Below are 12,770 nucleotides of genomic sequence, written 5' to 3' on the forward strand. Positions count from 1 at the left end.
CGGGCGCTTTGGGGTTGAAGGGGAAATCGCTGCGCTCGAAGAAGCGAAGCACCCGCTCCTCCCCGACATAGGCTGCGAGGTTGCGCGCAAAGACATCGGCTGCATCCTCCCCAGCGACAACGACGAGCGTCGGCTGGGGCTTATGGGTGAAGCGCGATGCGACGAGGAACGGGCGCGCCGACGAGGCGACGCCGAGCGAGGCGTCGTCGCCGGCGTCGAGCTTGTTCCAGAAAGCGTCGAGCGAACCCGAGCGCTCGAGCGCCTTAGTCAATGCATCGATGAGCATGCTTGTTCCCTATCTAAACGTTCGCGCTTACGATCTTCCGCGCATCCGCCCCTCTGATGGCGTCAGGGGGGCACCCGTCACCGTCACAAGGGCATTCGCCGAGGTTCGGGCAGCACGAAAAGCCGCGATCCCGCGGCTCTGCTTCAATCCGTCAATGCGAAGGCAAGGCATACGAGCTCCTGCCTCCAGAAAAGATAATTGTACTACAGACTGCGGCCTCCTTCGAACGCCTGCCTGCAGAGTTCCAGCAAAAGACACGAGCGAACCATCGCATTCACCGACGGGCCACGACGTTCACATCTGCTCGAAGGTCGCACGAACGCTGCCTGCTAAGGCTATGTCCGCCAACGGAGCGGGATCGTCCACGCGGCCAAGGCGCGTATAGCTGTACGGGCTGTCGAACGACTCGTAGAACAGAACGATGCCGTCGTCGCCGTACAGCATGAGATCGCCAGCCTCGATGCGACCGGGCGCAGACGAATCGACCGGCAGCGCATCGGGCAACTCGGCGAACTTCTCGTTGCCGTTGACGTCGCGCAGTTCGAGCTCGAAGGGCAAGAGCGCCGCAAGGGCGCGTGCCGCCTCGCTGTCCTCGAGCGAAACCGCAAAGCTCTGGGTGCCTACCGTGATCAGAATGCGTCCCGTTTCCTTCCCTTCCGCACCCGCATCGCGGTGCGCATCCTCGTCGGCGCGCTCGCCTCCCTGCGCCGTATCGGCCTTTTGCTCCCCTGCAGGCGCCGCCTGCTCGCCCTGCGGCGTATTCGGCACCGGCGTCGGCTGCTGCGCTGCACCGTTTGCGGCGCAGCCGTTCAATGCGAGTACGGCAGCAAGCGCCGCAGCGCACGCTGATAAAACGTGTAGATCGGTTGCATTCGCTTTCGCTCGCATGGCGGCTCCTTTCAACGTATCGGGAAAAGCATACGGGCCGCACTCCGAAATATCAAATACGTATGTGCTATATTTATCCATAACCATTATCTATGGTTATGAGCTACCGAAACGAGGAGCCACCATGGAGCTGCGCGTTCTCCGCTATTTTCTGACCGTCGCCCGGAAGGGAAGCATCACCGGTGCGGCAACCGAGTTGCACCTGTCGCAACCCGCGCTGTCCAAGCAGCTGAAAGACCTGGAAGCAGAGTTCGGAAAGCCGCTTCTCGTGCGCGAACCGCGCGGCGTCGCGCTCACCGAGGGCGGCATGCTGCTCCGTCGGCGCGCGCAGGAGATCGTGGATCTAGCCGATAAAACCGAGGCGGAACTGACAGCCGACGAAGAGAGCGTCGAGGGAGACGTGCACATCGGATGCGGCGAAACCCAGGGGATGCGCTTCATCGCGCGCGCCGCGCACGAGGTGCGCGAGCGCTACCCCCATGTGCGGTTCCACCTTTTCAGCGGAAACAGCGTCGAGGTCGCCGAACGCCTCGACAAGGGGCTGGTTGATTTCGGCTTGTTCGTGGGCTTCTCGGACACCGGCAGATACAGCCAGCTCGACCTGCCCCGGGCCGATGCGCTGGGTCTTTTGGTGCGTTGCGACCATCCCCTCGCATCGCGCGACTTCGTCGGACCCGCAGATCTCGCAAACGTTCCGTTGCTCGTCTCGCGCCAGTCGCTTGAACGCGACGAGTTCATCGGGTGGCTTGGACACCCGATGGAAGAACTCGACATCGCCGGGACGTACAACCTCGTGTTCAACGCGTCCATCATGGTGCGAGAAGGCTGCGGATGCGCGGTGTGCCTCGACGGGCTGGTGGAGACGTCGGGCGAAAGCGATGTGCGTTTCGTGCCGTTGGCACCGAAGGCCGAATCGCATCTGACCGTCGCTTGGAAGAAGTATCCCGCGTTCTCGAAGCCGGCAGAACGCTTTCTCGATGCTTTGCGCCGTACCGCGTGTCGCGCCGAGCCGGTATAACTTATAGCTATGGATTCCTATCTCACATAAGTATTATTCAAATTCTCTTCCTGGGAGTACCGTTAAAGCCGTAACAAGCCCAACGTTCTCCTTGGAAGGATCGTGTAGAAATGACCGCATCAACGTCTGGCCGCTCGTCCCTCTTAACCGCGCTGCTCGTAGCGCTGGCGTTCGCGCTCGGGTTCGCAGAATTCGTGCTCATCGGCATCACGCCCGATGTTGCCTCGGGTTTGGGAGAACCCCTTACCCTCATCGGCGACATCGTGGGGTACTATGCGCTCGCCTGCGCCATCGCCACTCCGGTGGTAGCGCTCGCCACCGCACGCGCCGACCGCTTCAAACTGATGGCAACGCTGCTGATCGTGTTCAACGCAGGGAATCTGCTCACCTTGCTCGCAAACGGCTACACGCTGTTCCTGATCTCCCGCCTGCTGCCCGCAGCCGCATCCGGCACCCTTCTGGCCATCGCCCTCACCTACGTATCCGACATCGTCCCCAAGGGGAAAACGGCTTCCGTAGTCGGACTGCTGCTGGCAGGCTTCTCGGTATCGAGCGTCATCGGCGTGCCCATAGGCGCAACGCTCGCCGACCTGTTCGACTGGAAGGCAGCCTATGGTTGCGTGCTCCTCCTCGGCCTCGTCGTGAGCGCAGCTCTGCTGCCCTTGCTGCCGCGCACGGGCGGAGCCGCGCAGGCGACGGCGACGCTTCGCTCTCAGCTGCGCCTTTTGGGCGACGGTCGCGTGCTGGCCAACATCGCCATGATCCTCGCAGGCGCCGCCTCGACCTACGTGTTCTACACTTACCTCGCCCCCATGCTGAAAGACGTCATGGGCCTCGGCAGCGAAAGCGTAAGCCTGGTGCTTCTGCTGTTCGGCGCGGCGTGCGTGGGATCGAACCTGCTGTCGGGCTGGGTGGCCTCCCGGTTCGGAATACGCGCACTGCCCCTCGCCTTCGCCGCCCATGGCGTGCTGCTGGCCCTCTTGGCCGCAAGCATCCCCCTGGGCGCTATCGGGGTCGCGAACATCCTTGCGATCGGGCTGCTCATGTATGTGATGAATTCGACCGTGCAGATGCTGTTCCAAGACGTGGCACGCACCGATTATCCCAGCGCGCTGACGTTTTCGGCATCGTTGCACCCCATGGCGTTCAACGCGGGCATCGCCATCGGATCGCTTGCGGGCGGCGTCGTGGTGAACGCCGGAGGCCTTCTGGCCACGGGACCCGCCGGAGCGCTGTTCGCCATCGCAGCCGCCGCGCTCGCCCTTGCGCTGTCGCGCATGACGTCCAAACAGCGCAGGCAACAAAGCGCGAACGAGAACCGCGGCTCGAACGCCGTGCCGCATGCGGCTGCCACATCGGCCGTCCCGCTTCCCAAAAAAACCCGATGGGGTATCATAGGCGAAACGACCGAGGAGGTTTGCACATGCCCCGCGAAACCAAACAAGCCAAGCTCGAACGAGCCATCGAAGTTGCCGACCGCATGAACGAGCACTACCCGCAAGCCGAATGCGCGCTTCACTACGGGGGCGATCCGTTCCGCCTCACCATCGCCGTGCTCCTCTCGGCGCAGACCACCGACAAGGGCGTGAACAAGGTCACGCCCGCGCTCTGGGAGAGATACCCCACCGTGGCCGATCTCGCCCAGGCGAACGTCGCCGACGTCGAGGCCATCATCAAGACCATCGGCTTCTATCACACGAAGGCGGCCAACTGCATCAAGTGCGCCCAGATGGTCCTCGCCGACTACGGCGGCGAGATACCGCGCGACATCGACGAGCTGCAGAAGCTTCCGGGCGTGGGCCGCAAGACCGCCAACGTCGTGCTCAACGAGGCGTTCGGCATCGTCGAGGGCATCGCAGTCGACACGCACGTGTTCCGCATCGCGCACAAGCTCAAGTTCTCCAACGCCGACACCCCTGCGAAAACCGAGACCGACCTGCTCAAGCTCTATCCGCGCGAGTACTGGGGGCCCATCAACCACCAGTGGGTGCTCTTCGGTCGCGAGACGTGCATCGCGCGCCGCCCGAAATGCGAGACGTGCTTCATAAACGACCTGTGCCCCGCGTATGCGGCCTCGCTCAAGGCGGCCGAAAAGGCCAAGGGTTGAGAGGTGCCGTGCTGCGCTGCGAGCCTAAGGCCTCACGTCGCAGGGCGCTGTCCGGCTTCCGCCTCACGCAGACGGGGTTCGCGGCACGTAATCCGGCACTTTGCCGAGGGCATGTGCGATCCTTGCTGCACGCGGCTCAAGAAACCCCTTGCTGCCGTTCGCTTTGCCAAGCTTATTAGGTAATGTGCAACCTGCACTGTTTTGTGAAAGAATCAGCAGGTTTCATTTCCGGTAGATCAGAGATAGCCCAGATGGCAAAATGCAAGATACCGTTTCCCGAGGGATTTCTTTCACAAAACGTCGTAGGTTGCACATTACCGATCAGCAGAAATGCACGCTGCTCCGGCCCTGCTGCGCACCGCTCGTCGCCGTATGCCGCCGTATGCCGCCGTGCGGGGCGGCGCATACGCACTCGCGCGGCTGCCCCGCAATGATACAATCAGCCGCGAATGCTTTCCGACAATCCGGCGCGCCCGCTCGTATCCGTACCAGAAAGGAAATCCTCTGCTAACGAACGAGGACATAGCCGCGATATACCGCCGTCACGTCAAGACGGTCTACCGCCTATGCTTTTCGTTTCTCAAGACGACCGCCGATGCAGAGGATGCGGTGCAGAGCGTTTTCATGAAACTCATTCGCAGCGATAAGCAGTTCGAGAGCGCCGAGCACGAGAAGGCGTGGCTCATCGTGTGCGCGTCGAACCACTGCCGCGACGTCTTGAAGAGCGCAGCCCGCTCCAAAGCGGGCGCCATGCCCGACGACGTAGCCGACGAGCGCGCGTCCGATTGCTTCGACGAGACGCTCGAAGCGGTGCTCGCGCTGCCCGCCAAATACAAGGATTGCGTATACCTGCATTACTACGAGGGATACAAGACCGACGAGATAGCCCGTATGACCGGGCGCACCCCCTCGACGGTCAGAAGCCACCTGAGCGAAGCCCGGGCGCTGCTCAAAAGCACCCTAGGCGGTGACAGCCATGATCGATAGGGATGTTCGCGAAGCGTACGAGCGCATGACCCCCACCCCCGAGGCCGAAGCGCGCATGCTTGCAGCCCTGCTGGCCGAGAACGGCCGGGCAGCCTCGCATGCAGCCGAGCCGAAAGACGGCCGAGCGGCCGTAGCCGAACCGAAAAGGAAGCCGAAGCACGCCGCCGAAGCACCGAGAAGGCGATCCGCGCGCGCGTTCCTGCTTCCGCTCGCAGCCTGCCTCGTCATCCTCGCGGGCATCGGGGCGGCGGCTCTCTCGTACCTGGACGCCCTCAACGACAACCTTGCAGCCAGCATGAGCGGCACGGACGAACCCGTGGGTGCCATGCTCCTCGAAGACGAGCTGTCCGAAGAGGCGCCCGAAGGCGCCGCCCCGTCCGCGGAATCGGCAGAACCCGGCAATGCGGCGAAGAACCTTCCCGCAATCCGAACGGAAACGGGCGTCCTGCTGCGCATCGCCGCAGATGAAAGCGGCAATCCTATCGTCGGTGCCAAAGAGCTCGTCGGCACCGAATTCGACCGGGCGCAGGCGACGGGCGAAGGCGGCGTCTCGAGCATGGCATGCACCGTCTTCGCATACGACGACGAACGCTACCCGTATGCCGTACGCTACGACGGCGGCTCCGTCTTCTACCTCGCCGAAGCCCCTGCCGGCTAGACGTCCGCCCGCCCGCCGCCGCAGATGGAAGCCTGTCCGCGGTTTCCTCCGACAATCCTTACCCCTCGCTCGTATCCAAGGCGAACGAGAATGCAAGAGGAGGATCCTATGCGTACAGCACTCAAACCGGTCGTCTGCGTATCCCTAGCGCTCGCCCTCGGCGCTTCGCTCTTTGCCGGCTGCTCCCCTTTCGCCGACCAACGATTAGAGGCGAGCAAGGCGGGAGGCGGCTCGGACGCGGCCGACGACTTCGGGGTCGGCTCGGCGCTCGAAGCCCCCTACGGCGCCGATGCCCTCATGCCCCCCGATCCGTATTACACCGAAAGCGCCGAGGAGTACTCGGGTTTTGAAGAGGTTGGCTTCGTATCGACGGCGATTCGCCCGCTTTCGACGTTTTCCGCCGATGTCGATACCGCATCCTACTGCAATCTGCGCCGCATGGTAGCGCAAGGCGCTCGCGCTTCCGACGTACCGAGCGGAGCGGTGCGCATCGAGGAGATGCTCAACTACTTCGATTACGGCTACGCGCCGCCCGAGGGAGGCGATCTGTTCGGAGTGACAAGCCAGATAGCCGACTGCCCCTGGAACCCCGATACCAAGCTGCTCGTCATGGGTTTCGCCACTGAGTCCGCTGCCTACGAGAGCACGTCAGGCGCCAATCTCGTGTTCCTCATCGACACGTCGGGATCCATGGGCACCACCGACAAGCTTCCCCTCTTGCAGGACGCTTTCGCGGAACTCGTCGAGGGGCTCTCCGAAAGCGACTGCGTATCCATCGTCACGTACTCGGGCGAGGAGCGCGTAGTGCTCGAGGGGGCCTCGGGAGCCGACAAACGAGCGATCACGCGTGCCGTCGACGGTTTGACCGCCGGCGGTTCCACCAACGGCGAAGCGGGGCTCGAGCAGGCCTACCGCATAGCCGAGCGTTACCATCGAGAAGACGGGGTAAACCGCATTATCCTGGCATCCGACGGCGATCTGAACGTCGGCATGTCGTCGGAGAGCGATCTTCACGATTACGTGAGCGAGAAACGCGAAACCGGTACATACCTTTCGGTGCTCGGTTTCGGCTCGGGAAACTACAAGGACAACAAGATGGAAACGCTCGCCGACCACGGCAACGGAACGTATCACTACATCGACTGCATCGAAGAAGCCGAGAAGGTGCTCGGAGAAAACCTCTGCGCCAACATCGTCCCCCTTGCCGACGACGTGAAGCTGCAGATCGAATTCAATCCCGGCGAAATCAAAGGGTATCGGCTGATCGGGTATCAGAATCGCGCACTCGCCGACGAGGACTTCACGGACGATTCGGTGGATGCCGGGGAGATCGGAGCCGGCCACCAGTTCACGATAGCCTACGAGCTCGTGACCGCCGATTCGCCGATGGAGATTCCCGTACCCGATCTGAAGTACGGCGGCCGAAGCGGCGTCGAATCCGATACGGGCCCATCGCGTGCCGAGAGCAGCGAATGGCTCACCTGCTCGATGCGCTACAAGCCCGCCGGTTCTCGGGAATCGGCCGAGCGGGCCTACCCGGTCGGCAGCGAAAGCTTCACCACCGATCCGAGCGACGATTGGGCGTTCGCCGCGGCAGTTATCGAATGCGGCATGGTTCTGCAGGATTCGGCGTATGCCGGATCGGCGAGCTTACGCGATGCGCGCAGAACGGTGGCGTCCCTGGACCTCGCCCGAGACGACCCGAAAGCCGGATTCGAGCGGCTGCTCGCGAGCCTGTAGGCAGACGTGCGCACCGTCGACGCGAGCAGATGCACGCACCAGCCAACCGAAGCAAGCCGCCTGCTACAGGCGCTCCGCAATCATTTCTTCGAGCACTTCGACGTGGCTGCGCCGCTTATGCGTTGCGGTTCCGAGCAAACACACGCTTGTTCGGTCGCCGTACGCCTCGAAGAAGTGATCGATCGCGCCGCGCTTGGCGATATCAACACGATAATCGGCCGCATACTCGTCCCACCCGATGGCTCCTTTGAGGTAGCGCTCGAGCGCCATCGGCTCAGGCGCGAACAGCAGATCGTGCACGTATTCGGCGCGGACGATCGTCGGAACGAAGTATTCGAGATCGGATTTCTTCGTGAAACCCGCAAGCTGATTGGTGTTCTTGCGGCGCGTATCGATGAGCACATCGACGTTCTCCCCCAGCAGATCTTCGAAGAAATCCTTCGCGGTAATCTCATAGGCGCTGATCGTGTAGACGTTCATGAACGCTCCCATCGGTCGATCCCCGATACGGAAGACAGCGGCCACATGAAAGGCGCAGTCGCGAATTCGACGCATCGAGCGGTGTTTGCGAACATCCTAAACCATTGCGCCGAGGATCGGACGCCTGCAAGCCGATTCCTTGCGCAGCCGACGACAACCCGTCAGCTCGCCGTTACACGCGCCGCCGCATACGCCCGAAGCCGCAGCCTCCCGAAAGCCGCCCGATACCCGAACGCCTACACGGCATCCTGGCCGGACTCCGGCACCATCGCATGGTGCCAGCCCGGCCCGACTTCCTCGCCGGTCGCTTTCACGCGGACGGCAGCGCCCGCCCTCGTCAGATCGGCGAGTACGGTATCGACGAGCATCGGCAGCGCCTCGTATACGGGAGGCGTCAAACCGATCGTCAAGTCGGCGGGATTCATGTTCTCCACCTGCATGCCGAAGCAGCGGCCCTCGGCAGCGTAGCCCATGAGCGCCGCCGCATCGAACAAATCGACGAGCTTCAGATCGTGGAGTGACTGCATGGCTCCCGTCCGGCGCGCCATATCTTCGGGTTCGAACTCGAAGATCGTCCCCGGCGCGCTGCCCGTTTTGTCAACCGCATCGACCGTCACGAGGTAGTCGTAGTCGCGCACATGGGGCAGCATGTCGAGTCCCATGCAGCCCACGTCGAACAGCGTCACCTCGTCGGGCATCTCGTAGACAGCCGTCAGCTCGTCGTAAACGGCAGGGCCGATGCCTTCGTCGAGCATGAGCTTGTTTCCCACGCAGAACACCGCGATGCGCTTCTTCGATGCCATGGCTTACGCCCCCAGCGTCGGACGGATGACCAGATTGTAGTATGTCGCAGCCGCAATCATGGCGCAGCCTACGATCACGCAGACGATCGCCCAGATGCGCTCGCGCTTCAGGTAGTCTTCTTTGGAAACTCCGCGCGCAGCCGCGCGGTGGGCGGCAAGCGGCTGGCTCACGATGGCGAACACCACCGTACCGACCGTGAGGCTCGCGAATACGAGCAGCGCAACCACGATCGAAAGCGCCGAGCGCTCGGTGAAGGCCGCGTAGAAGGTGTTGTCGGCGAACAGCCAGATGGGATACCACAGGATGGTTATCCATATACCATGGGCGGGACCCCAGATGGGCGGCAGGAACAACGCCCCGACGTTCACTCTCGGGATGCCTTTGAGGAATTTCTCTTCTTGCGCAATCTGCTCGTCGGTCAGCTCGGCCACGGCTTTCACCTATCGCTTGGGCCCATCCGATCAAACGATCGGCAGGCGGTTCGTGTATCGGCCCCATTATAGCCAAACGAATCCGCCTTCCCCCGCATATCGGCAAGTTTCACGGCCGATGGCTTTGCAGGAAAGAAACGCGAACGGCCGCCCGCGATCAACGCCGGTTCGTTGTGCTAGCATGACAAGCAAACACCACGCGCCCGTCGGGCGCTCGCACGAAAGAAGGATCCCATGAAGATACTCGCCATTGTCGGATCGCTGCGCAAAGCAAGCTACAACCTGCAACTCGCCGAAGCAGCGGGCACCGTACTTGCGAAAAACCATCCCAATGTGGAGTTCGAGATACTCGATTGGGCGGATGTACCGCTCATGAACCAGGATATCGAGCACCCCGCGCCCGAGCCCGTCGCCCGCGTGAGGGAAAAGGTCAAGCAGGCCGACGGCATCTGGCTGTTCAGCCCCGAATACAACCATTTCTTCCCCGGTACGCTCAAAAACCTGCTCGACTGGCTCTCGCGCCCCGTCAGCGAATCGGAAGGCCAGGTGCTCCGGGGCAAGCCCTTCGCACTCGCCGGCGCATCGCCCGGGATGAGCGGAACCGCACATGCACAGGACCACCTCGTTACGATGCTCTCGTTTCTGCAGGCGGACATCATGAACGCACCGCGGCTCGCCATTCCCCATATCGGACAGCAGATGGACGGCGGCAAGCTTTCGCTCTCGAGCTCCGCGCCCTACCTCGAAAAGCAAGCGGCGGCTTTCGTCGGCTTCATCGAGCGGCGCCAAGCCCTCTGATCGACCTCGGCTCGACCGATAGAGCACGCACGAGGCCGCGCGTTCGGCAACGGCACCGCGTGCCCGCACGCGGTCTCACACGGGCTGCTCNCTCGTCTTCACCGCGCCGAGGATCTTGACGGCAAGGTTCCAGGTCACAAAGCAGAGCGCTGAAGCACCGAACCCGAGAAACGCCATGTTGGCCACCATGAGCGGATCGGCGAACCGCTCGATGCCGAACTCGAACCCCGTGGCGAACAGGGCGGGAACCATGAACAGAAGCCCCCAGAGAAACGTTCGCTTGGTCATCTGGATATTGTCGTATCCGAACGAGCCGATCTTGCGCGTGATGACCGAGTACACGGCCCACACCGCCGCAGCGCCTACCGCGAGCACATCGCCTACGATCGAACCGCCCCCGAAGACGCTGTCGAACCCCTGCGCGCTGATGAGCACGATGCCCGCCATGGCCACGACGAACCCGACGAAGAAGCTCGGTCGCAGCTTCTCGTCGCGAGCAGCGAAGAATGCGACGATGGCCGTAAAGAACGGGGCGACCGATACGATCACGCCCACGTTCGATGCCGTCGTGTACACGAGCGCGATGTTCTCGAGCAAAAAGTACAGCGTCACGCCGGTGAGTCCCGCCGCCGCGCAGAGCGCCTCCTCGCGCCACGAAGCGAGTTTGAGATGGCGCGGACGCAGTGCCAAAAGGGCGAGAAACCCTATGAGGAACCGGTAGAACAGAATCTCCACCGGCTGAAACTCCGTCAGCAGCACCTTGGTTGAAACGAAGGTGGTACCCCAGATGGCAATCGTCAGAAGCGCGAGCAGGTGCCCGCGTGTGTCGGTTGCCGCCACGCTACTTCCCCCCAAGAAAACGCGAAGCGCGATACGCCCCCGGGGATACTCCCGTAACCTCTTTGAACGTGCGTCCGAAATGGGCCTGATCGGCGAATCCGAGCTTCGCAGCGACCTCGGCGGGGCCGGCGCCTGCCGCAAGCAGGCTCCTGGCTTCGATGATCCGGAGCGTCAACAGGTAGCGATACGGCGTTATCCCCTTTTCGCGCGTGAACGCGCGGATGAGGGCGTAGCGGCCCATACCGCCCGCATCGGCCATATCGTCGAGCGTCATCTTCGAGCGATAGCCCTGCTCGATGAAGCGGCAGACCGAAGCGACCGCTTCGGAATCGGGTACGGCGGCAGCCGAACCCAGCTCGTCACGGCGCGCCGAGCTTTCGGCAAGCAGCCGTTCGAAAAAGAGGTAGAACGGCTCCGCATTGCTCGCCCGCCCGCACTCGTCGCCGTCCTCGCATCCCTGAACGTGGCAATCGAGCGCGAGCGCGAACAAGCCGGGATCGCGCATGATCGGCTCGGGGAACAGCGGGCCTCTCGCTGCATCGTACGAAACGCCGAAATCGGCGAGCAGCGCATCCATCACCGGAGCCGCGATGCTGAAGCTGCGGTATTCGAGCTTGGTACCGTCGGCCGACTCGCACGAATGGGGGTCACCCGGGTTGATGACGAGAAGATCGCCGCACATCAGATCAAAGTCGCGTCCCCCCACCGTCAAACGGCGATTGCCTCCGGCGACGACGCCCACCATATAGTAGTCATGAAAATGGCTGGGGAACGGCTCTATCACGCCGAACAGCGTGCAGAGCTCCACCTTGACGCCGTTGCCGTAGTCGCGCAGCACTACGCTGCGGGCTCCCGATTCGATATCCTGTTGCACGCGAATCCTTTCTTCCGTCGGACGAGTATAGTCCTCCTCAAGGCTGCGTTCTTGAACAATATTGCGCATGGATGCGATTCCTGCCGCAGGATCCGCACTGCAGTGCGGCGGGTAAAAAAGAACCCGGCTCGAAAGAGCCGGGTTCCCAAAGCTATCGGATGTCCGCAGCGAGCTAATGCTCCATGCGATCCTCTCCGACGATCGTGTGCTTCTCGGGGTCGTAGACCAGTCCGCCGTGCTCTTTCCAGAAGAACATGAGCAGCGTCGGCGAGATGCCTTCGATGTTCGCCAGATAGATGTGGATGAACATGAAGACGATGAAGACGTACATCATGAAGTAGTGGATGATGCGCATCGACATGAGGCCGCCCACGAGGTTGGTGCCAGCCGAGAAGAAGCCGAGGTCCATGGTCGGAGCCCACAGGGCGAAGCCGGTGTAGGCCATGACGAGGATCAGGATCGGGATCAGCAGATAGGAGATCTTCTGCGGAACGCCGAGCTTGGCTCCCAGCGGATGGTCTTTCTTGAGGAACAGGTAGTACTTGATCCACGCACCGAGCTGGTGGCGGTTGTCGGTCTGGGGAAGCCAGGTCTTGAAGTCGGCAACCTGCGCGCGCGTGCCGCCTGTCGGCGAGCTCTTCACGAAGAAGGCCATGATGACGCGGACGATGCAGTTGATCAGCAGGATCGCGCCGCAGAACACATGGACGCCGCGGGCAACGCCCATGAACATCGGCCAAAACGGAAAGTGAATCGAGAACCCGGTGATGATCAGGAGGATCATGCAGACGAGGTTGATCCAGTGCGTAATGACGAACGGCATCGGATGTGCTTCGCGGTAGTGTGCGAGATGTGCCAT

The 12,770-nt window shown here is 62.3% G+C and carries 15 protein-coding genes; 7 read left to right on the forward strand and 8 right to left on the reverse strand.

Annotated features, from left to right (window positions below; all coding sequences use genetic code 11):
• Together C1722_RS05685 and C1722_RS16895 are read right to left on the reverse strand one after the other, a co-directional pair.
• Nucleotides 1-286, reverse strand: a 286-nt coding sequence (locus C1722_RS05685) for a hypothetical protein (RefSeq protein ID WP_146040676.1), incomplete at its 3' end; no start/stop codon positions are given.
• 294 nt (nt 287-580) lie between these two features.
• Nucleotides 581-1,174 carry a cyclophilin-like fold protein gene (locus C1722_RS16895; RefSeq protein ID WP_180995054.1) on the reverse strand — a complete coding sequence of 198 codons (594 nt, stop codon included), beginning with the start codon at nt 1,172-1,174 and terminating at the stop codon, nt 581-583.
• A 124-nt stretch (nt 1,175-1,298) separates the two neighbouring features.
• Between C1722_RS16895 and C1722_RS05695 the strand changes: the two genes are divergently transcribed.
• The 6 genes from C1722_RS05695 (at nt 1,299) to C1722_RS05720 (ending at nt 7,684) form a co-directional block, all read left to right on the forward strand.
• Complete coding sequence (locus C1722_RS05695; protein ID WP_102378384.1) at nt 1,299-2,192, forward strand: LysR family transcriptional regulator; 894 nt, start codon at nt 1,299-1,301, stop codon at nt 2,190-2,192.
• A gap of 110 nt (nt 2,193-2,302) precedes the next feature.
• Nucleotides 2,303-3,676 (forward strand): MFS transporter, encoded by a 1,374-nt coding sequence (locus C1722_RS05700; RefSeq protein ID WP_102378385.1) that lies wholly within the window; start codon nt 2,303-2,305, stop codon nt 3,674-3,676.
• Nucleotides 3,616-4,299, forward strand: coding sequence for an endonuclease III (gene nth, locus C1722_RS05705; RefSeq protein WP_102378386.1), 684 nt, complete (start codon nt 3,616-3,618; stop codon nt 4,297-4,299). The genes C1722_RS05700 and nth overlap by 61 nt, the downstream gene beginning before the upstream one ends.
• Before the next feature lie 372 nt (nt 4,300-4,671).
• On the forward strand, nt 4,672-5,286 hold the full coding sequence (locus tag C1722_RS05710; protein ID WP_102379554.1) for an RNA polymerase sigma factor: 615 nt from the start codon (nt 4,672-4,674) through the stop codon (nt 5,284-5,286).
• Nucleotides 5,276-5,944 carry a hypothetical protein gene (locus C1722_RS05715; RefSeq protein ID WP_102378387.1) on the forward strand — a complete coding sequence of 223 codons (669 nt, stop codon included), beginning with the start codon at nt 5,276-5,278 and terminating at the stop codon, nt 5,942-5,944. Before C1722_RS05710 ends, C1722_RS05715 begins: the two co-directional genes overlap by 11 nt.
• A gap of 108 nt (nt 5,945-6,052) precedes the next feature.
• Nucleotides 6,053-7,684, forward strand: a complete 1,632-nt coding sequence (locus tag C1722_RS05720) for a vWA domain-containing protein (RefSeq protein WP_102378388.1) — start codon at nt 6,053-6,055, stop codon at nt 7,682-7,684.
• Nucleotides 7,685-7,747: 63 nt separating this feature from the next.
• On the opposite strand, the gene C1722_RS05725 is transcribed toward C1722_RS05720, so the two are convergent.
• From C1722_RS05725 to C1722_RS05735, 3 genes are all read right to left on the reverse strand, one after another.
• Nucleotides 7,748-8,164 (reverse strand): DUF488 family protein, N3 subclade, encoded by a 417-nt coding sequence (locus C1722_RS05725; protein WP_102379555.1) that lies wholly within the window; start codon nt 8,162-8,164, stop codon nt 7,748-7,750.
• A gap of 236 nt (nt 8,165-8,400) precedes the next feature.
• A complete protein-coding gene (locus C1722_RS05730; RefSeq protein WP_102378389.1) occupies nt 8,401-8,967 on the reverse strand; it encodes a hydrogenase maturation protease in 567 nt (188 codons plus the stop codon).
• A gap of 3 nt (nt 8,968-8,970) precedes the next feature.
• Nucleotides 8,971-9,399, reverse strand: coding sequence for a viscotoxin-A3 (locus tag C1722_RS05735; RefSeq protein ID WP_102379556.1), 429 nt, complete (start codon nt 9,397-9,399; stop codon nt 8,971-8,973).
• A gap of 234 nt (nt 9,400-9,633) precedes the next feature.
• On the opposite strand from C1722_RS05735, the gene C1722_RS05740 reads away from it, so the two are divergent.
• Nucleotides 9,634-10,197, forward strand: coding sequence for an NADPH-dependent FMN reductase (locus tag C1722_RS05740; protein WP_102378390.1), 564 nt, complete (start codon nt 9,634-9,636; stop codon nt 10,195-10,197).
• Between the two features lie 75 nt (nt 10,198-10,272).
• Here C1722_RS05740 and C1722_RS05745 read toward each other — a convergent pair whose 3' ends face one another.
• From C1722_RS05745 to C1722_RS05755, 3 genes are all read right to left on the reverse strand, one after another.
• Nucleotides 10,273-11,037: a DMT family transporter gene (locus C1722_RS05745; RefSeq protein WP_102378391.1), complete on the reverse strand. Its 765-nt coding sequence runs from the start codon at nt 11,035-11,037 to the stop codon at nt 10,273-10,275.
• 1 nt (nt 11,038) lies between these two features.
• A complete protein-coding gene (locus C1722_RS05750; RefSeq protein WP_180995055.1) occupies nt 11,039-11,911 on the reverse strand; it encodes an AraC family transcriptional regulator in 873 nt (290 codons plus the stop codon).
• A 172-nt stretch (nt 11,912-12,083) separates the two neighbouring features.
• Nucleotides 12,084-12,770 (reverse strand): cytochrome b/b6 domain-containing protein, encoded by a 687-nt coding sequence (locus C1722_RS05755; RefSeq protein ID WP_102378393.1) that lies wholly within the window; start codon nt 12,768-12,770, stop codon nt 12,084-12,086.

The sequence above is a fragment of the Raoultibacter timonensis genome (assembly GCF_900240215.1).
GTDB lineage: Bacteria > Actinomycetota > Coriobacteriia > Coriobacteriales > Eggerthellaceae > Raoultibacter > Raoultibacter timonensis.

Bases quoted from the DNA above. Each gene is read 5' to 3' on its own strand.
- C1722_RS05755 (WP_102378393.1), bottom strand. From the start codon at position 12,770: ATGGCACATCTCGCACACTACCGCGAAGCACATCCGATGCCGTTCGTC.
- C1722_RS05695 (WP_102378384.1), top strand. From the start codon at position 1,299: ATGGAGCTGCGCGTTCTCCGCTATTTTCTGACCGTCGCCCGGAAGGGA.
- nth (WP_102378386.1), top strand. From the start codon at position 3,616: ATGCCCCGCGAAACCAAACAAGCCAAGCTCGAACGAGCCATCGAAGTT.
- C1722_RS05710 (WP_102379554.1), top strand. From the start codon at position 4,672: ATGCCGCCGTATGCCGCCGTGCGGGGCGGCGCATACGCACTCGCGCGG.
- C1722_RS16895 (WP_180995054.1), bottom strand. From the start codon at position 1,174: ATGCGAGCGAAAGCGAATGCAACCGATCTACACGTTTTATCAGCGTGC.
- C1722_RS05725 (WP_102379555.1), bottom strand. From the start codon at position 8,164: ATGAACGTCTACACGATCAGCGCCTATGAGATTACCGCGAAGGATTTC.
- C1722_RS05730 (WP_102378389.1), bottom strand. From the start codon at position 8,967: ATGGCATCGAAGAAGCGCATCGCGGTGTTCTGCGTGGGAAACAAGCTC.
- C1722_RS05700 (WP_102378385.1), top strand. From the start codon at position 2,303: ATGACCGCATCAACGTCTGGCCGCTCGTCCCTCTTAACCGCGCTGCTC.
- C1722_RS05740 (WP_102378390.1), top strand. From the start codon at position 9,634: ATGAAGATACTCGCCATTGTCGGATCGCTGCGCAAAGCAAGCTACAAC.
- C1722_RS05720 (WP_102378388.1), top strand. From the start codon at position 6,053: ATGCGTACAGCACTCAAACCGGTCGTCTGCGTATCCCTAGCGCTCGCC.
- C1722_RS05715 (WP_102378387.1), top strand. From the start codon at position 5,276: ATGATCGATAGGGATGTTCGCGAAGCGTACGAGCGCATGACCCCCACC.